We start from the raw sequence: 20380 nt of genomic DNA on the forward strand, positions 1-20380 counted from the left end.
CTCGAATGGGTAGCCTCTTTTTGTACAAATTGCAACCAGTTGACACGGTGCGTTTACTGGTTTACATCCGACGGAACAAACGTACCCAACGACGCTACATACGCTTTACTGCCATCGGTAACCCAGGAATCTAACTGCGCGGGGTCTTTCATCTGCTGCCCACGGTATCGGGGAACCTCAATGTAGCCACACTTGACATCCGGTAGCGCCGACATATCGCTCCACAGTTTTTCAATTTGTGCAACTGGGTAAATATCTTCCTGCCCGTGTCCCCAGCGATATTTTACATCTTTTATAGTCACGTAGGTCGGAATCCGATGCGCTACACTTCGTACCGCTTTGGCCAGTTGAGCCTCATCTCCGGTTTGCAAATCGGCGCGCGTCAGGCCAAATAGTTGAAGGAGTAAGTCGATCTGAATCCAGGTTGTATTCGTATTGTAATAGCTCAGATTTAATTCATCCTCCTCTCGGGGTTGCGCTAACCCTTCTAACAGACGGAGCTGCCCATTAACCCGAGCCAATCCACCCCCACGATCTTCAATACGGCGGGGAACAACCTCAAACGTAAGCGCATTGCCCGATTCGAGATGATACCCAAAAGCAGCCGGATCGATGTCGGCTCCGAGCGTATCAATATTATTCAGTATAATGGTTTCCACCTGCGGGTGCTCGATAAGTAGTCGGGCCAGGGTTCCGTTACGCAACAAATTTGACACCTCATACCAGTGACCTAATGGCGAAAACCGTTGGGCGGCAATATTATCGACATAATCGGTGCCCTCTCCTTTTGATTTAGCCCAACTGATCATCGACTGGCGCACAGCATCCCGAACTTTTTGTTTATTTTCATCGAGCGCTTCCTGCGGCATCTCTTCCCATAAAAATCGCAGATCCCGCTCCATGGGTACAAACCGCTGCCCAATGGAACGACCAGGTGACAGGTAGGTTGGACCCTGGTATCCGAAATTACCCGTTTGCTCCAGTTTTTTTCGAATGGGTTCGTGCGTCAGATAGCTGGTGGCCACAATGTGCGGAATGGTAGCACCGTATTTTTCGGCCAGTTTCCGCGTTTTAGCCATGTGTATTTCCAGAAAGCTCCGATGTACACCCTCTATCTCGACAAAGGGGTTAATCGCTTTGATGACCCCAGCCCCTTTGGTCCATCGGCTGCCTACACCAGCCGCCAGATTCATAACTGCAACTTTACCAGCCCGAATGGCCTCTTCCCCAACGCTGGTTAACGACCCTAACGCTTCCAGTTGAGCAATATCTCTCGGCTGAACATCGTCAATCGTTGTTTCGGCCAGCAACCGGTTACGGGCTAATCCTATCCGGCCTTTTTGCAGTTCTTCCCGAATTTCTTCGTGCTGAATGTAATCAAACCCGTTTTGTTTCTTAATCCGATCCGCTTTTTCATTTTCAACACCCCGATTACTCTGTGATGTGGGGTCCGAAACGTTGAACAGATTGCTAATGATGGTTCGCAATAATGGATACGCCAGGTTATTTTTTTCGCAGTAGGTGGTGAAGTAATCTATTTCCGCCCGGCGGACATACGGAATCGTGGTCGGATCTTTCCTCACCAGTTCCGATACATGGATGCCGTAATATTGCTCTGGCATCAGTGCTTCGTTTCCCTCGTGCAGTGTGGCCCAAGTACCTTTCGGGTTGATACTCCAGTTATACACTACTGGCTCCATGGCAAACGGAAGTGAGTCCGATAACTCCCGTTTGGTCTTTAGAAGAATGTCCAGCACCTGCATTTTGTAGTCTTCATACCTGGCAGGGTTAACAAACATCCCCATTCCTCCGCCCGACATTCCGCCGAGCATCAGGAAACCATAGTAATCGGATCCAAACTGCTTTTTAGCTTTGGCAATAATCTGTTCGGTAAAATAGGTTGAGGCCCAGGGAATGATCGTTTTAATGGGCCCTTCCCAGTTTCGGGCCGTATTGGCACCGAGCTTTTTAATATCTCCTTCCTTAATAGCATCCAGAATCGTATCGAAGATCTGATTCGTTTGCTGGCGCGCAGCCCATTCGTTATCACCCCGGAGCAGGTATTTTTCGGATACCATTTCCAGGATCGGGCCAACGTTGGAGGCCATACCGCCATGCATAAGCACCAGCGAATTCATAATTTTATCCTGAATCTCGGGATGCACATCATCGCCCTGTAGTACGCGGTGACGCGGCAATAAAGTCCCCCGGCTAATACCGTATTCAGGATCGCCTTCCTGCGCAAACGTACCCTGAATGGCCTTGATTCCTGGCCAAACCCCACCAGAATCCTGCCAGCCACCGCCAGAGCCTCCAATCCACTCGCCCAGAATAGCCCGTGAGGCAACCAACCGTCGTTCACTTTCATCAAGCCCACCTTCTAGGTGTCGGGTTTGTCCCGTAGCACGCATCAGCAAACTAATGATTGACCCTAACAGGTTGGTAGAAACGGCGAAGCGGGAACCCTTGGGAATGTCATTTACTTTTGTGACAAGTTCAATTCCCATTCCGGGAGCCACAATACGGGTCAGAATTTCCGCTAAGGATTGGTTGGTTCCCTCAAACGATGGAGGAATTAGTCCGGAGGCAATAACCCCGGCTTTCACCAGACTCAGGTAATCATTACCGAAATTGAACAGATCGGCAAGGTCATGAATATCTTTGGTCGTATTTAAGTCAACACTGGTCAGGCGCAATACCGGCTCTGAAATAACCCGCACATAACAATGCAACGGCGGGCGAATATCCTTGTCGCGACCAAACACGCCCAGGTCGATGGATGTATTAATGACGCGTGCACCTTCGGGATAATCCATCCCCAGAAAGAAGATATCAGACCAGCCGCTGTGCGTTAAGTCCATCCGGACGGATGTTTGCTCATGCAGAATTGGGTAGAAAAGGGAGTTCTCTGAACGCTGTAGCAGTTTTGCGTGCAACCGAATGGGGTGTTCGTCCTGATGCCCTACCCGAAACATCCACTGATTGCCTTTACTGGAACGAACGCTTTTCCGTACCTGATCGGCCAGCGTCTGGAACGATAACTGGTGGTAACTATCGGCCAATGCACTGAACAAGGTAGCATTGGGGCCATGTTTATCTAAATCCTGAAGGAACGTTGCAATAGCTTGCTCAAATCGGCGAGATAATAGATCCTCAAAGCCTGCATAGGGAATTTTGCCAATAGTTGGTGTTTCACTGGCTTCCATCAGGAAAAAGCGAAAACCGGCGTACAAGAAGAGAATAGATCTAACTTTATCGTATAAACTCGGCGTAGACTTTCTGAATTCATCCAGTTCACGCAGTGCTTTTAATAGGTTTTGAGTAGATAAATTTCGGCTTAATTCAAAAAAGGATCGATTACGTATAGCAGGGTCAGGAGAAGTAATTGTTTCTATAAGAACATTCATAGTAGCTTAGTTAGGATCCAGGTTGACACGTGGGCTCAGGGTTGATAAGGTTGCAAGTAATTACCTACTGAACGAGCTGGGTTTTTCGCGCATTGGTTTCGGCCAGGAGTTCTACCATGGTTGTTAGTGTTTCATCGTGGGCTACCCCTGCCAGTCCCAGGGCTATTTGAGCCCGTAAAAGACCTTGCCGTCCGCTTAAATCATACCGGTTCCCTTTCACTTCCAGGGCAAGGTACTTCTCCGTATCAGCCAACTCCTGTAAGGTGGGCGTAAGGGGGGTATTTGTTGAGCCCAGGGCTATGTGTTTCTCAAGAATGTCAAAAACGGTAGGCGTAAGCACATGCATCCCAAAGAAACAGAGATAATAGCCAACTCGTAAACCAGGGGTTAGTAATTCAAGCTCCGCCAGGCTCAAGGATGGTTTTTCAATTAGCTTTTCAATTTGATAAACGCCTATCTGATTTGGCACATGTTTGCCCGTTAAGGTACCATATCGACCTATTTGATGCTCAATGGTAGGGTTAACGGCCGATACTGAACAGTTTTCCTGGGTAGCCAGCTCAATTAGCTGGGCAGCACACCGTTTGCTGGTACTGTTCGAGACATACAGGTAATCCCCTAAGAGCAATAGAAAAGGCTCATTATCAACAAATTCTTTGGCACAATAAACGGCGTGACCATAGCCAAGGGGCTCTTTTTGTTCAGTAAACTGAACCCGGCTAATCAGATTATCAATTTTATCGGCTTCTTCTTTGGCCCAGTCAACACTTTTAAATGACTTAACTAAATTGTCGCGTAAGGATGTGAAGGCATTGATGTATCGCTCATCATCACCTGGCGCACAAACAACGCAGATTTCCTCAATGCCGCTCAGAAAAGCTTCTTCGGCAATTGCCTGAATAACTGGTTTGTGCAAACCATCGATATCAATAACCGGTAACATAGCCTTCTGTATCGTATCAGCTACTGGATACAAACGTTCTCCGCGAGCGGCTGCGGTAATAACTGCTTTTCTTACTTTCATTTATCAAGATGTATGAATCATCGAATATAGGGGAACTACCTTAATTTAACCAAAGTGTATGTTACTGAAATGAGTTAATGAGCAAAAAAATGGCTTTGTGAACGGGTACAAAGAAATAAAATGGCAATCTATAAACAGTACAGCCCCATCAATAACGATGGGGCTGCTTTCAAATCGAATGGCGGTCTTATGGGTTAGCGTTCTTGTAAACGTAAACTTATGACTGAAAAATGGGGCTTCTGGTAACAAAAAAAACGCCGACTCAATATGAATCGGCGTTTTCTAGTGTTCACTCTCCCTAAGAGTGTATAACTTGAAATTGACCAGTAATGGCCAGGCTTTTACCATTTACAGGCTTATATTGACTATAAACTTTAGACGTAAACCTGCTTGATAGGTAACGTTTGAGAACAAGATAAACTGCCACTATCCTAAATAATAACTAATTGACTGAGGGGACACCTAATGGCTGGTCGGTCGTTTTTTATTGGTGTTACTTTCACAAAAAGTTTTGCAGACCCGTTATCCAACTGCTATGGTTAGCCGGGTAGCTCCGTTTAGTTTCTTCAACAAAAAATCCCCAAAGTGTGGATATATGACTACAGTAGTATATTCACCCGTTAGGAATATGGCCCCTTTTCTGCATCTGTACCTACATTAACTACGCACTGGTTACACTGGCATGATTTTGTTAGGAAAAATACCATAACCGATGTTTATAAACCTTCGCCGTTTTAATCAACCGGTTTGCTCACGTTCCTACCTGTCTGCTTGAATGAACGCTACTTCACAAACCGAAACAAGTTTTGTACTTGCCTTACAAACACATCGTTCGTCTGACTTTTCCCTGCTATATAATGCCTATGCACCAGCCCTGTATGGGGTTCTTCTTCGCCTGGTCAATGATCCGGCTCGGGCTGAGGATCTTCTTCAGGATGCGTTTGTAAAAATATGGTCGAACAGTCATCAGTATGACCCTAAACAAGGTCGTTTGTTTACCTGGTTATTAACTATTACCCGGAACATAGCGATGGATGAATTAAGGGCAAGGAAGGTTCAGGTTAAGGCTGCTTCCTATCTCTACGAGCAATCGGAACAAACAACTGTAGCAAATGTTCCTGAGGGACCAGTTCATGGATCACTTCTGAATCATCTGGCCCCTAAATATCGGGCTGTCGTTGAGTTAATGTACTATCGGGACTACACGAGCCAGGAAGCCGCTGACCAACTAAAAATTCCTGTTGGAACCGTTAAAACGCGTATAAGAACCGCATTACAACAATTAAAAGTACACTTTAACCAGGATATCCATCATTACCTATCCTGGTATCGCGCTTAAGCACTTTCGGTACTTTAGTATATATTACCTATATGAGAAGCCCAACCTCAGTGGGTAAATTCCCAACATAGAATCGCCCGCTTAGCTCTCAGGTTAAGCGGGCGATTCTATGTTGATCACCTAATATGTACTAAGCCGCTTAGAATAGGTAACTATTTTTACCGCAACCCAGAGCCTATTCTCAATCTGGATAGCCTATATTAGCAATACCGAAGCTGCTCGGATTTAAACGTGTGTAATTAGTAGACCTGCGTTTGATCCAGCATCGGTTACTAAATTAAACGTAAAGGATTGACTCCTCCGCCTACTTCATCAACTCCCCTTCGGCGTGGTATTAGTCGTTTTGACTTTATCGCGCTCATCATCAACATCACGATTGGCGCGGGTATTCTGGGACTGCCAGCAAAGATATACGCGTTGATCGGCACCTGGAGTTTGCTGGCCTACGGGGTTAGTGCGGCTGTAGTAACGCTCATTATACTCTGTTTTGCAGAAGTGAGTAGCCGCTTTAGCGGAACAGGTGGGCCTTATCTGTATACACGCGTAGCCTTCGGTCCCTTAGTTGGCTTTGAGGTTGGCTGGTTGTTCTGGCTGTCACGCATGGCTGCATTTGCCTCCATTTGCAACCTTTTTGTTAGCTACGCAGCCCTCTTCCGGCCCCAGTTGGGAGAGGGATGGGAGCGCACCGGTCTGATGACGGTATTGGTTGTTGGTCTGGCTACCATCAACTACATCGGCGTAAAGCAGTCGGCGCGGGTAAATACCCTGTTTACAATCAGCAAATTGCTGGCCATTGGCTTATTTGCCATCGGGGGCTTGTTCTTTTTGGATACAAACGCGTTTACATTCCCTCAACTCCCTACTTATACACCTTTTTCACAGGCTGTACTCCTACTGATTTTCACGTTCTCCGGCTTCGACGTGGCGGCTATTCCATCCGGCGAAGTGCAACAGCCGCAACGAACCATCCCGCTTTCCCTGCTGGTATCTATTGGGACAGTAGCTGTGCTATTCATGGCGGTCCAGATCGTCTGCATCGGAACATTACCTGATTTAGCCCATTCTGAGCGGCCCCTGGCAGATGCCGCCGGACAGTTCATTGGTCCAAAGGGGGCCCGGCTGATCACCATCGTGGCCTTAGTTACGGCACTGGGCACCCTCCATGCCCTGATGCTGACTGGCCCCCGACTCCTGTTTGCGATGGCGGAACAACAGCAGCTACCCAACTGGTTAGCAACCACTCACCCCCGTTTCCGAACACCTTACGTAGCTATTTTACTGACGGCCTCTCTCCAGCTCCTGCTAGCCGTTACGGGCACGTTTCTCTATGCTCTCACACTCAGCACCCTTATCCGCCTTTCTTATTATGCGCTAACCTGTGCAGCTCTACCGTTACTTCGCCGACGGACTGATGTACCCATGGCGCAATTCCAGATAGCGGGTGGAGTGGTGATCGCAGGGCTGGCCGCGTTGCTTTGCGGTTGGTTGCTGAGTAACAGTTCAGGACGCGAAGCGCGAGACGCAGCGATTGCCGCTGCGGTGGGTTTGACTATTTTCGCGGCTAACAAACGGTTCAGGATCAAGAAACTAAAATGAATAATATCGTACGAATCACATTATTCATTATCCATTATTCATTACATAGTCCGGATAACGCATGCTTCATCAACCTATTGCCTCTGTACCTGCCCGAACAACCGAACGTGTTTGTGAAGTTGCCTGGTTTTCCGATCTCTGTGGTGAAGACACCGAATTTATAAGCATTCGCGATCCTGCCCGTAGCACATTTTCGCACTGCCGCGACATTGCCCTAACCGCCGAACGACTAGGCTTCAGCAATCTTCTCCTGCCAACCTCCTACATGACGGGGCAGGAAGTAATTCCCTTTGCAGCAGGTGTTGCTCCGGATCTTCACCGGATTAATCTTCTCACGGCTATTCGTTGCGGAGAGATGCACCCACCTACGCTTGCCCGGACACTGGCCTCTCTTGACCAGATGCTCGCAGGTCGGCTAACGATCAACATTATCAATTCCGATTTGCCTGGCTATCGGGAAGATGCTGATTTTCGGTACCAGCGTTGTGCCGAAACGATTCAGATTCTGAAACAGGCCTGGTCGTCTGATCGCATCGAACACGACGGACCAGTCTATGGCAAAATTTCCTTAGCAACTGACCCAGTCAAACCCTACCAGCAAAACGGTGGCCCGCTGCTATACTTTGGCGGAACATCGGATGGAGCACGGGGCGTTTGCGCCCGCTACTGCGATGTATTTCTGATGTGGCCCGAAACTGAAGAGCTACTATATGCCAACATGCAGGATGTTTCAGAACGGGCAGCTCGCTACGGTCGGCAAGTAGATTTTGGATTACGCATTCATCTTATCGTTCGCGAAACCGAGGCCGAAGCCCGCGCCTGGTCCCGGCACATCATGTCGAAGTTTGACCCCGTTCGCGGGGCCGCTATGAAAAACGCATCGCAGAGTTCCTGGTCGCTGGGGGTCCGGCGGCAAAACGAACTCCGTGAAGGAGCCGACACCGACGGATTTGTGGAACCACTCCTCTGGACCGACATTGGCAAAGCTCGTTCGGGAGCGGGTGGTGCTTTAGTGGGCAGTGCTGATCAGATCGTCGAAAAAATCAACCGCTATATAGATATGGGGATACGGGCCTTTATTTTCTCCGGCTATCCCCTCATCGAAGAAGCGGAGTGGTTTGCCCGCCTTGTTCTGCCTCGCTTACCCAATACATCCCTGTCGCGGTTACAGGGACGCACCCCGGTTAGGCCCGAAACTCATGAGCCGTCTTGATAGCCATTTGCAAATTCTGAATCGGGATATCCGTACGTACGGTGCAATTGGCACCCAGAATCACCTGGGTTGGTGCATCCTTTAGGACCAGTTCCACAGCTTTCTTAACATCGGCTGGCGTACCAGTCGACAGCACCCCATGCCGGTCAATACCGCCCATAACCGGCCGTTTAAATAGATCAGCCGCCTGCGTGAGCGATAGGGGTTTGCCTTCTGCGGCAAGCGGCACATTCACGATCTGGCCGGGGTAGTCGTGAAAGCGGGGACCAAATTCGGCGTAGGCACCCTCGTAATCGCAAACATGCAGGATATTGAAGGGTGTCAGCTGCGCTACTTCTTTATGAATCAGCATATCGTAGTTCTTGATAACCCGATTAAACAGCACACGATCGGCCACGGCACTGGCTTCCCCGCCCTGCGAACAAGTGTAGAAACCATCCACGCCAGCGCGTACAGCCGCCCGTACATAATTCATAACCGAGAGTGTAACATTTTCCATACCTCGACTTACCGCTTCGGGATCTTCCTGCACATGCTTCAGTAATGTCTCTTTGGGTACGGCCTGTTTGGCCATTTGATACGGTGAATACATCGTTGGCAGGATCAATGCCTCCGACTTTGCCGCCTTCACCAACCCTTTAATGATATATAAACTGGGAGCAAACCACTCCTCGGTAAGGACCGGAATTTTTGCCCAGTCATCTGCCGTTTTCACCTCGGCCATTTTCGGGTAGCTTTGCTCAAACTGGATCTTCACGAAATCCATGCCCGTAGCCCGGAAATAATCAAGATGAGCCTTGATGGCAGCATCGCCCGTTCGCTGTTCGGGTGGGAAGTGCAGGAAAAAGCCAGCCGGAATGTAGTTCGGGTTACCTGACTTATCGAGTACCTGCAACATCAAATCACGCTTCGATTTGGCAAGTGCGTTTGACCGGGCAAATCCTGTTGACATAGCCCCAACGGAAGCCGCAGCCAATGCAGAAGCGCCAATAAAATCCCGCCGACTGATTGAGTTTGATACCTTTTTTTTCATGTGCTTTGAGGCTATTACTAGTTATGGGGATACAATGAGTTTCAAGATAATTGATAACGGGTAAGGCAATTTGGTTCTTGAAAGCAAGTATACTAATTATAACCAACAACCCAAGACAATATATTGATTAACAGACAATTACCCTAAACTCTATCGAGTTATACTATTTATAGGCGCCCATTTATTGCATTAATCAATTATAATTTTGATCGCAATCAAGACAAAATCTTTTTTCTACAAAATTTATAGATCAAGTTTGGAAATATAAAAATAGCCGCTTTACCTTTACAGCATCTTACAATTACTACTGCTCCGGCAGCCCGGCTGCAAAGTAGCTTTGGATTTATAAAGAAAGGGGGAGAGACAGGCTCTGCGAACCCTTAGCAACTTGCCAGTTGGTGATAGTGCTAACCTGCCTACCTAGTTAGGAACTATAAATTTACAACCGCCCCGGCGGACAACCATGTCTAGTCAATTTTCGTCCCGAAACGCAGAACCTATTCTGAATCTGCATCCTGTAGCAAAGCCACCTTGTTGCTGTTGTCACTAACTAGTTCCTGCTGAACGGATAGGTCGCGTTTACATCATTCCTTGGGTTTTATACCTGCCTGATTCCGCTCATCTTGACCTAATCATTGAACCAATTATCCTACTTAATCCATAGAATAAAAACATTTTTCCAATTCAATCTTCCGTATGAAAACAACTACGATCGCATCACTCGTTGGCTTTGGAGATACTCTTCTGAAGGCCCGGTTAACTCGCCGAATCCTCGTCGACATAGCAGCATGATAGATTTTCATTTACGGTATTCTGTCCCCGGTAGGCCGTTTGAGGCAGGTTTTATTAGAGCGTTAGTCCACCGTAAACAGAATGCCAAAAACTGAATACAGTCAACCAGAACAACTAAAACTCGCTTCGGCGAACCAACAATGAAAAAGACAATCCAACTTCTGTTCGGCCTGACGGCCCTCTCGCTGGTTTCCTTTGCTAACCCAGCCCCTAAAAAAGTCAAAGAAGCTACCTACAAAGTAGATACCCAACAAAGTAAATTGGCTTGGACAGCCAAAAAGGTAACTGGCGAACATTCAGGAACAGCCCCCATCAGTACTGGCTCGCTAGCCCTGGAAAGTGGCAAATTGAAAGGCGGATCATTTGATATTGACCTAAAGGACCTGACGGTAACGGATATCACCGACGCTGCCCAGAACGCCAAGCTGGTAGGTCATCTTAAAAGCGACGACTTCTTCTCGGTTGAAAGACACCCCACTGCCAGGTTCGTGATTTCGTCGGTGTCGCTTACTGGCAATAACACCTATGACGTAACCGGTAAGCTAACAATTAAAGGCATCACGAACGATATCAAGTTCCCGGCGCAGGTTAAAACCGAGGCTGGTAAGCTTACAGCAACCGCCAACGTAACGGTCGACCGAACCAAATATGATATAAAGTACCGATCCAAGAACTACTTTGAAAATCTGGGCGACAAAACGATTTATGACGACTTCACCCTCGCGATTACGCTCGTAGCAACGCCATCGGGAGCTGTCGCCAGCCGATAAGAATAGGGAATGTTTCGCCACTTCATCAACAACTAAAAATCAATAAATCACCCGATCCCATGAACAAACCTTCCTCTTATTTTTTGACAATCTGGACGCTGTCTTCACTAACGTATATGAGCACCGTTAGTGCACAATCTACTTCCTCTTCAACTGATACGTTAACGGATGCCATCGTTCGTCGGGTTCATAAATCTGCCCTGACGATTGATCCTCATCTCGATATTCTGGTCGATTTTAATACCCCAGGCAACGACGCTGGCACGGATACCAAAGGCCAGTTTGACCTTCCCAAACTCGAACGGGGTGATCTGGATGTAGCCACGGTGGCACTGTTTGCAGGCACGGCCCAAAAAACGCCCGAAAACATTGCTTCGGCCCGGAAAGAAGTGGATACGAAACTGGCTGCCCTGCGCCGGTTCGTAAGCCAGCACCCCGACCGACTGGAGTTTGCCTACACAGCCGCTGACCTGGAACGTATTCCGGCGAAAGGAAAGCACGCCATTCTACTGAGTTTTCTTAACGCCTTTTCGCTCGGAAAAGACATCGCTCAACTCCCAATCCTTTACCGCGATGGTGTTCGGGTGTTTGGACTTACCCATGCCGGAAACAACGACTGGGCAGATTCCTCCCGGCCTTCGCCTGGTTTCGGCGACAAACCCGACGAGTTGGGTGGCTTATCAGCACTGGGTAAACAATCTGTGGCAGAATTGAATAAGCTTGGGGTGATTATTGATGTATCTCAATTGACACCCGCGGGAGTTTTCCAGACGATTCAGTTGAGTCGGGCTCCGGTTATTGCCTCTCATTCAGCTGTACGTGGGCGGGTGGATGCGACGCGAAATCTGAACAACGATGAACTGAAAGCCATTGCCGCTAGCGGTGGAGTCGTTAGTATCGTTGCTTTCTCAGCCTATCTGCATCCGTCTCAGGAGCAACTGGCGACCTACAAAAAGAACGTTTGGGAACCCTTCGGGCTACAACCCGGAGACGATGCAAAGTCGAAACTCGATCCCGCTGCTTATCAGAAATTCCAGGCCGCTTACCGCGAATTTTCGAGTAATGGCTACAAATACACAACCCTTGCCGATTACCTGGATGCTGTTGATTATACCGTGCGGCTCATCGGCATTGACCATGTAGGGCTGTCTTCAGACTTCAATCATGGTGGAGGTGTTACGGGCTATACACACGTGGGCGACTCCCCCAACGTAACGCGTGAACTGCTCAAACGAGGCTACTCGGAAGAGGACATCCGAAAGCTCTGGGGTGGCAATTTTCTGCGTGCCTTTCGTGACGTAGAAGCAACGGCCAAAGAACTACAACGAGAATCAAAACTAGCGGTGAAGCAATGAAACGGTTTGTGTAGCCCTTTACCACCTTTTCTGCAACACGCACCAAAAAAGCCCTACCGCACCGGCAACCCGGTGATCCGCCAATGCGGACTGCGCCCGACCTCAGTAGTGGGGTCGGCGCGGTAGGCACAATCCAGAATGTACAACCGAACAGATAAATCAATGACAAACAGAATTTTACGTCAACTACTCAAGGCTGTCCGACTAAGTATTATCCTCTTATTCGTGGTTAGCCAGGCCCATGCCCAGGGACAAAGTGTTTCCGGGACAATCAAAGACAAACAAACGGGTGAGGCCTTACCGGGTGTTTCCATTGTGGTAAAAGGTACCACCACCGGTACCACTGCCGATCAGGAAGGTCGTTTCAAACTGAATGCGCCCGCGAACGCCACCCTTATTTTCTCGTTCATTGGCTACTCGCCGATTGAACAAGCCGTACAGAATCGGTCGATCATCAACATCGACCTCACCGCCGATACCAAGCTGCTTGGCGAAGTAATGGTGGTCGGGTACGGAACCCAGACGAAAGCTGAATTTACGGGATCGGCGGTGCGGGTCAACGGCGATGCGATTAAAGAGCAACCCGTACAAAGTTTCGATCAGGCGTTACAGGGCCGGGCTGCGGGCGTTAGTATTGCGCAACCCAATGGTGTATTGAATAACCCACCCGTCATTCGGATTCGGGGCGTAAACTCGATTTCGTTGAGTTCGTATCCGCTCGTTGTGGTCGACGGAATCCCTATTAATACGGGTAACGTATCGGCTAGTACAGCCGTACCGAACAACCCACTGGGCGACATCAACCCCGCTGATATTGAGTCGATCGATGTACTGAAAGATGCGGCCTCGACTTCTATTTATGGTTCCCGGGCAGCAGCAGGTGTTTTACTGATTACGACAAAACGGGGTAAGGCGGGCAAACCCCGGATCACCTACGAAAGCTGGGTAGGTTCTTCGGAAGCGGTTCGATTACCGAAGCTACTGAACGCCGAACAGTTTATTGCCATTAAGAATGAGGCCGTTTTGAATGCTAAAATTCTGGGTGGTAATGAGAAGAACGATAACGTAGCATCGGCCTTATTTTTCCCGAATAAAAACGCGGATGGATCGGCGGTAGATACCCGATGGTACGATTACATCTACCGAACGGGCGTATCACAAAGTCAGAATATCAGCGTATCGGGCGGCACACCTACGACAACCTATTACTTCTCAGCGAACTATACCAAGCAAAACGGCATCCTGAAAGGCAACGAATTTGCCCGGAAAGCGGCCCGGTTTAACATTGATCAGGAAATCACGAGCTGGCTAAAACTGAAAGGAAGCATATCGTACAATACCAGCAATAACCAATCGCCCTACTCGGGATCAACACCTAACACAACATTCCTGCTGGTTTCGGCGGCCCGACTCGCCATTGCCCTGCCCCCGAACGTAGCGGCTTACAATGCCGACGAAAGCTATAACATCAACCCGGCTAGCCCCAACACCATTGGCGTAGGAAACAATCAGTTTGTCAGCAACTTCGGCAACCCGGTGGCCTTATTGGATTTAAACCGATATACGTCCGTCAATGACCGCATCATTGGCAGCATCGGCGCAACGGCCAAGCTCCTGAAGAATCTGGACTTCGTAACGACCTACTCCATCGACCGGCTGCGAACCGACAACGTCAGTTTCGATAGTGCCATTCAGGGCAACGGATATTCCAGCAAGGGATCAGTTGATAATGCCACGGCCATCCGCGACAACTGGGACTGGGCCAGTACGTTAACGTATAACCACACATTCGGCGGCAAGCATGCCATATCCCTACTGGCGGGTTACGATGCACAAAAGTTCAACAATTCGTCCTGGGGTGCTACACGTACTCAGACTTCCGATCAGTTCTTTCAGAATTATCAGGGTAACTGGGGCGTTATCACAGCGTCCGACAATGACCTGAGTGAGCGGGCTTATTTATCGGTCTTTTCGCGCCTGACGTATGATTTCAACAAGAAATATTTCGTAACGGTCAACTTCCGGCGGGATGGAAACTCGGCGCTGGGGACGGGACGTAAATACGGTAATTTCGGCGGGGTATCAGGCGGTTGGGCCTTGTCGGAAGAAGGATTTTACAAGAACTCCCGACTGGCGGCTACGCTCACGAATGTGAAACTTCGCGCCAGTTGGGGACGGGTTGGCAATGGCAATCTGAGCAATGCCTACAACTCGCAGGAGTTATACAGTGGCTCGCTGTACGGAAGCGTTCCCACCTGGGCCATTTCGCAGGCAGGCAACCCAAACCTGGGCTGGGAAACCAGCGACCAAACGAACATTGGTGCCGATCTTGGCTTATTCAATGATCGTATCCAGGTCGATCTGACGTACTTTAACAACAACGTGAATGGCCTGATCCTCAGCGCTCCGCAAGCCGTTTCGAAAGGTATTCCGGGCAATGCGATTCTGGGCAATGTAGGGGCGATGTATAACCGGGGAATTGAGATTGGTATAAACGGTACGGTTCTTCGTAAAGGTGATTTCTCCTGGAGCGCGGGTTTCAACTACACCAACCTGCGTAATAAAGTAACGGCTCTTTCGGATGGAAATACCGACATCGTGGGCACAACCATGGTGGCCTATGAGACCACCAATATCACGCGGGTTGGTTACTCAGTGGGTAGTTTGTATGGTGCCAAAACAGCGGGGGTGAACCCCGACAATGGCCGCCGTATTTTCATCAACGCCAAAGGCGAGCAGGTTCAGTATAGTCAGGTAGTAGCGCCGGGCGAAAGCCAGTGGACGTACCTGGATGGCAAGACGGCGGCTGCGATCACAGGTGCCGATTATTACCTGATTGGCAATGCACTCCCGAACTGGTACGGCGGTTTCTCGAATAATTTCAAATACAAACACTTCGATGCTGGCTTCAACCTGACGTTTTCGGGGGGGAACCTGATCATGAATGGCACCCGCGCAACCCTCCTCGACCAACGGGCCTACAACAACTCCACCGAAGTATTGACCCGCTGGCAAAAACCGGGCGATATCACCGACGTACCCCGCCTGGTGTATAACGATCAGACGTCCAGTGGTTCCTCATTCCCCGTCTCGACCAATGCCCAAAAAGGTGATTTTCTTCGCCTGCAAACCGCATCGGTTGGCTATCGATTGCCCAGCTCAATTTTTGGTAAAACGGGCATTAGTTCAGTTCGGGTGTATGCACAGGGATCAAACCTCTTTTTACTCACACCCTACAAAGGAGCCGATCCAGAATCCTCTTCGAACGGCAATTCCAACACCACTCCTGGTGTCGAAAAGAATTCCATCGGTCAGGCCAGAACCTTCACATTTGGCCTTAACGTAGGGTTTTAGAATTACCCCCAACCCCCTAAAGGGGCAATGCTCCCTCTTGGACAGATCCCCCTTCAGAGGAGGTTGGGGGCAAAACTATAGAATACACCAACTACAATCATCATGAAAAAACAGACCTCAAATACATCCATTCGCCGTTTTCGTCGCTATCTGAGCCTGGGTTTAGCCCTAACGATCTCGGCTTGTACTGATACGGAATTACTCAATCCAACACCTGCTACAGCCATCAGCGGGACAAATGCCTTCGACACACCCGACCGGATTCTGGGATTGGTCAATGGGATTTACAAATCCGTTAAAAGCGCCAATTTTTACGGGGGTAACTACTTTACCTATTCTGAAGCGCGGGGTGAGGAATTCATCAACCGAACCAGCAATACGTTCACAGCTTATGAAGCCTGGAATCAGACCCTGAATTCAGGATCGAACTTTGTGGCAGGATTCTGGGCGGCTGGGTATGCAGCCATCAACAACGCCAATATCCTTATAAAAGGGCTGGTCGACAATCCAACTAAGGTAAGTGCTACGCTAACCAAGCAATATACCGCTGAAGCGAAATTCCTTCGGGCACTTAGTTATTACAGCCTGGTCACGCTGTATGCCCGACCCTATAATGAGAATAAAGGCACATCTCCGGGCTTACCGCTTCGTTTACAGGCTGAAACAACGACTGCTAATAACGATCTGAAACGCAGCACGGTAGCCGAAATCTATACCCAGATTTTGAAAGATCTGGATGAAGCCGAAGCGGATCTTCCCCTCAACTATTCAACCGCGTTACTCAACACAACGCGGGCGCACCGGAACACCGCCATCGCTCTAAAAACACGTGTTTACCTGAACAGCGGCAACTGGGCCAAAGTGATTGAGGAAGCGAAGAAAATCGTTTCGACAACGACTCCCTATTCGGCGGCAACGGGCGTGAACCATAAGTTGCAGAACATTACCGAGGTATTCACGACGAATTATACCAGCACCGAGTCGATCCTGTCGGTACCCATGACGGAGTTGGACAACGTAACCGGTCAGTCATCGTTCCCGTATGTGTTCAATGCTAATTCGGAGTACAATCTGAATCCCAGCGGAATATGGGGAGAAAGCGAATGGAAATCGACCGATGCCCGACGCACATTTGCCCGTACAGCCTCGGGCGTTCAGTTCCTGACCAAATACAGCAAACCGTCGCCGTTTCTGGATTACCTGCCCATTATCCGCTATTCGGAAGTGCTGCTAAACTATGCCGAAGCGGCAGCTCGCACGGGAGATCTAGCCACAGCAACGAACTTATTGAAAGCCGTTCGGAATCGGTCGGATGCCAGCTATACATTCCCTACCAGTGCCGTTGATACCCAGGACGCTTTGGTCAATACGATTCTGAAAGAACGGCGCATTGAGCTGCTGGGAGAAGGGTTCCGGTCCAATGACCTGCTCCGAAACCTGATGCCCTTACCCGCCAAGTCGAGCAGTTCGAACAGTGCACCGACGGTATTGCCCTCGCAGAGCAACTACATTTTCCCATTGCCCAACACCGAGATCACGACCAATAAACTACTGCTGAATTAAGGGCGGATTACACACAGAGCCATAGAGAACACAGAAAAAATAGGAAAATAATGATTATAACTCTATGTCCTCTGTGGCTCTGTGTGTAATCTAATTTATAAGCTACTACATTTCATGAAACTCCGCATTCTATTCTTCTGTCTAATCGCTTGTAGCGCGCTGGGGCAGCGGGTTCGCCAGGCCGAGCATGTCCACGATGTGCAGGATGGCGACAGCCACGATCTCGGCCATAACCACCTGAGTCATATTCAGGATTATCGGAAAGAGACGGTGTATGTTCACAACTTACCCGCACCTGACCTACTATCCGGCATTGGCACCTCGGACCTGACCATAAAAACCAAATCTCGACAGACCCAGACATACTTTAAACAGGGCGTTTCTCTGCTCCATTGCTTTTGGGATTTCGAAGCCTACCGCGCCTTCAAGGAAGCGATCTGGCACGACTCAACCGCCATTATGCCGTATTGGGGGCTATATAGTGCCATTGGCGCTATTGAAGGAACAGACTTTGCGGCCGATAAAAAGCTGGCTATCAAAAAGCTGAAAGCCCTGAAAGATTCGGCCTCTGAACATGAGAAACTCTATGCTGAGGCTATTCTTGTCCGCGACGCCGATACGGAGAATAGCAAGAAGGAATACCAGAAAAAGCTGGAAATCATTGTTCATAAATACCCCGATGATGTAGACGCCAAACTATTTCTGGCCCTAAGCAAAATGGGTGGGTACGACACGGACCTGAATCCTCGGGAAGGCCAGCTGTACTCCGAATACCTGTTGCGGGATTTGCTCAAAACCCATCCCAACAACGCGGCTGTCCATCATTACTGGATTCATCTAATGGAAAACTGCTGCCCCGATCAGGCGGTCGAAAGTGCAGAACTGTTGCCTAAACTGGCTCCCGCTTCGGGGCATATGGTGCATATGCCGGGGCATATTTATTACAAAATCGGCGATTACAAGAAAGCCTACGACGCCTTTGTGGCCTCGCTGGCGGTGGATTCGGCTTACATGAAAAAGCAGCACATTCCGGAAGTCGATGCCTGGAATTACATCCACAACATCAATTATCTGCTGTCGAATTGTGCCGAAGATGGCCGCTATGCAACGGCGCTGTACTATGCCGAGAAGCTGAAATCCATGCCGGCAACCAAAGAGCGAAAACGGAAATACGAAGGTCGGTTTTTCTATCAGGGTGTGATTGCACCGGCTAAAATGGAGTTGTGTTTTGGCTTTTATAAGAAAGCGGCCGACCGACTAGCGGCTATTAAGCTGGATAAAGACAGCCTGTTCACTAATAAAGCCATTGCCTACAAAGACGGGCTGTTCTACTTCGCATCGGGCATGGAAGCCGTTAAGACGAACCGAATCGAGGATGCCAACCGGTTTGCCGATGCACTCGATGCAGCGCTCTGGCGCAACGCCAACCAGCTATCGACCGACGCGGTGATTGCCCCCCGCCGACTCAACGATTTAAACGTAGCCTCGCTTGAATTGCAGGGGGTCATAAAAAGCGCGGAGAATAAATACAAAGAGGCCGTTGCGCTGCTGGAGAAAGCCAAACAAAAAGAGGATGAGCTTGGCTACAGCGAACCGCCAACGTATGCCCGTCCAGTGCTGATCAGTTTGGCCGAAACTCATCTGAAAGCGAATCAGTACACCAAAGCGATTGCCGCTTACACGCAATTGCTAGAACGGCATCCCAACTCGGCCAATGCCTATTGGGGGCTGTATAAGGTGTACAAGCAAAAAGGCGATATCCCCAAATCCAACGAATATGCCAATCACGTAAAGCGCATCGCCCAGTTTGGCGACAAGACCTTGTTTCCCTTATAGTCAATAGTTTATTAACCAATAAAATCTAGACAATCATGAAAAAGCAAACAAACTGGTTATTTCTGGCACCTCTACTGTTGTTGGCGTTTACGGCGGATTTACCCTACGAAGAGGAGATCAAACAGTGGCACCAAAAGCGGGAGGAAGACCTGAAAAAAGAAGAAGGCTGGCTTAACCTGGCGGGCTTGTTCTGGCTGAAAGAGGGCGACAATACCTTCGGGGGCAGCGACAGGAATTCAATTGTATTCCCGTCTGATCACAGCGATGCCAGACTGGGAAAAATCAGCCTGAAAAACGGGAAGGTTACGCTGGAAACGGTAGCTGGAGCACAGATTTTTGAAGGCGATAAACCCGTGACAACCCTGGATATTTTCCCCTATACGGGCAAACCCATCGTCCTAAAACACAAGTCGCTCCGGTGGTTTGTGATCCAACGGGGCGATAAATACGCCATCCGACTGCGTGATCTGGAAAGCCCATCGGTAAAAGAATTTAAAGGCATCGACACTTATCCGATCAGCACCGGCTGGCGCCTAAAAGCGAAGTTCATACCAACGCCGGGCAAGAAAATTGCGATCACGGATATTACCGGTCGGACAAGCGACCAGGATTCGCCGGGACGGTTATTATTTACCGTTAATGGGAAAGAGTATGGCCTCGACGCGACCGGGAATCTCAATCATTTGCACTTCGTTTTCGCCGATCTGAGCAATAAGCATGATACATATGGAGGTGGCCGGTTTTTAGACGCCCCCGGCCCTGACGCAGATGGCTATACGTATCTTGATTTCAACAAAGCCACCAATCCGCCCTGCGCCTTTACGCCCTATGCAACCTGCCCTACTCCCCCCAAAGACAATAAACTGGCAGTGGCCATTACTGCGGGAGAAAAACGCTACGGCGATCATTGAACGTGTTAGCATAATAGGTTAGTAAGTGCCTTACCACGTCAGCCGACCTTACCAGGTTAGGGTCGGTCTGGCGATAGTTTCGGTTATATGACTACGCAATGCTCACTAAAGCCCTATTGGTTTGATCAGACCTGACAATGGATTGATTGAAACCAATAGGGCTTTGCTGTACGTACCAGCCGGGTTA

12 protein-coding genes and 1 riboswitch are annotated in these 20380 nt (G+C 49.1%); of the genes, 9 read left to right on the top strand and 3 right to left on the bottom strand.

Annotated features, from left to right (window positions below):
* Positions 1-53: 53 nt before the first annotated feature.
* Positions 54-3407 (bottom strand): UTP--glucose-1-phosphate uridylyltransferase, encoded by a 3354-nt coding sequence (locus EXU85_RS21670; RefSeq protein ID WP_142774093.1) that lies wholly within the window; start codon positions 3405-3407, stop codon positions 54-56.
* 64 nt (positions 3408-3471) lie between these two features.
* The gene (locus EXU85_RS21675) at positions 3472-4431 is read right to left on the bottom strand and encodes a UTP--glucose-1-phosphate uridylyltransferase (RefSeq protein WP_142774094.1); all 960 of its coding nucleotides are present in this window, start codon (positions 4429-4431) and stop codon (positions 3472-3474) included.
* A gap of 775 nt (positions 4432-5206) precedes the next feature.
* Here EXU85_RS21675 and EXU85_RS21680 point away from each other — a divergent pair.
* The 3 genes from EXU85_RS21680 (at position 5207) to EXU85_RS21690 (ending at position 8579) form a co-directional block, all read left to right on the top strand.
* Positions 5207-5770 carry an RNA polymerase sigma factor gene (locus tag EXU85_RS21680; protein WP_142774095.1) on the top strand — a complete coding sequence of 188 codons (564 nt, stop codon included), beginning with the start codon at positions 5207-5209 and terminating at the stop codon, positions 5768-5770.
* A 291-nt stretch (positions 5771-6061) separates the two neighbouring features.
* Positions 6062-7366, top strand: coding sequence for an APC family permease (locus tag EXU85_RS21685; protein ID WP_142774096.1), 1305 nt, complete (start codon positions 6062-6064; stop codon positions 7364-7366).
* Positions 7367-7427: 61 nt separating this feature from the next.
* Positions 7428-8579 carry an LLM class flavin-dependent oxidoreductase gene (locus EXU85_RS21690; protein WP_142774097.1) on the top strand — a complete coding sequence of 384 codons (1152 nt, stop codon included), beginning with the start codon at positions 7428-7430 and terminating at the stop codon, positions 8577-8579.
* On the opposite strand, the gene EXU85_RS21695 is transcribed toward EXU85_RS21690, so the two are convergent.
* The gene (locus EXU85_RS21695; protein WP_142774098.1) at positions 8551-9612 is read right to left on the bottom strand and encodes a uroporphyrinogen decarboxylase family protein; all 1062 of its coding nucleotides are present in this window, start codon (positions 9610-9612) and stop codon (positions 8551-8553) included. The genes EXU85_RS21690 and EXU85_RS21695 overlap by 29 nt on opposite strands.
* A 340-nt stretch (positions 9613-9952) precedes the next feature.
* Positions 9953-10052, top strand: a riboswitch (SAM riboswitch).
* Between the two features lie 492 nt (positions 10053-10544).
* On the opposite strand from EXU85_RS21695, the gene EXU85_RS21700 reads away from it, so the two are divergent.
* From EXU85_RS21700 to EXU85_RS21725, 6 genes are all read left to right on the top strand, one after another.
* Positions 10545-11174 (top strand): YceI family protein, encoded by a 630-nt coding sequence (locus EXU85_RS21700; RefSeq protein WP_142774099.1) that lies wholly within the window; start codon positions 10545-10547, stop codon positions 11172-11174.
* A gap of 59 nt (positions 11175-11233) precedes the next feature.
* Positions 11234-12529: a dipeptidase gene (locus EXU85_RS21705; RefSeq protein ID WP_142774100.1), complete on the top strand. Its 1296-nt coding sequence runs from the start codon at positions 11234-11236 to the stop codon at positions 12527-12529.
* Positions 12530-12691: 162 nt separating this feature from the next.
* The gene (locus EXU85_RS21710) at positions 12692-15883 is read left to right on the top strand and encodes a TonB-dependent receptor (protein WP_246859187.1); all 3192 of its coding nucleotides are present in this window, start codon (positions 12692-12694) and stop codon (positions 15881-15883) included.
* A 102-nt stretch (positions 15884-15985) separates the two neighbouring features.
* Positions 15986-17446, top strand: a complete 1461-nt coding sequence (locus tag EXU85_RS21715) for a RagB/SusD family nutrient uptake outer membrane protein (protein WP_142774102.1) — start codon at positions 15986-15988, stop codon at positions 17444-17446.
* Positions 17447-17560: 114 nt separating this feature from the next.
* The gene (locus EXU85_RS21720; RefSeq protein WP_142774103.1) at positions 17561-19282 is read left to right on the top strand and encodes a tetratricopeptide repeat protein; all 1722 of its coding nucleotides are present in this window, start codon (positions 17561-17563) and stop codon (positions 19280-19282) included.
* 35 nt (positions 19283-19317) lie between these two features.
* Entirely contained in the window at positions 19318-20193 is an 876-nt protein-coding gene (locus EXU85_RS21725; RefSeq protein WP_142774104.1) for a DUF1684 domain-containing protein, read from the top strand.
* Positions 20194-20380 lie beyond the last annotated feature (187 nt).

This window comes from Spirosoma sp. KCTC 42546 (genome assembly GCF_006965485.1).
GTDB lineage: Bacteria > Bacteroidota > Bacteroidia > Cytophagales > Spirosomataceae > Spirosoma.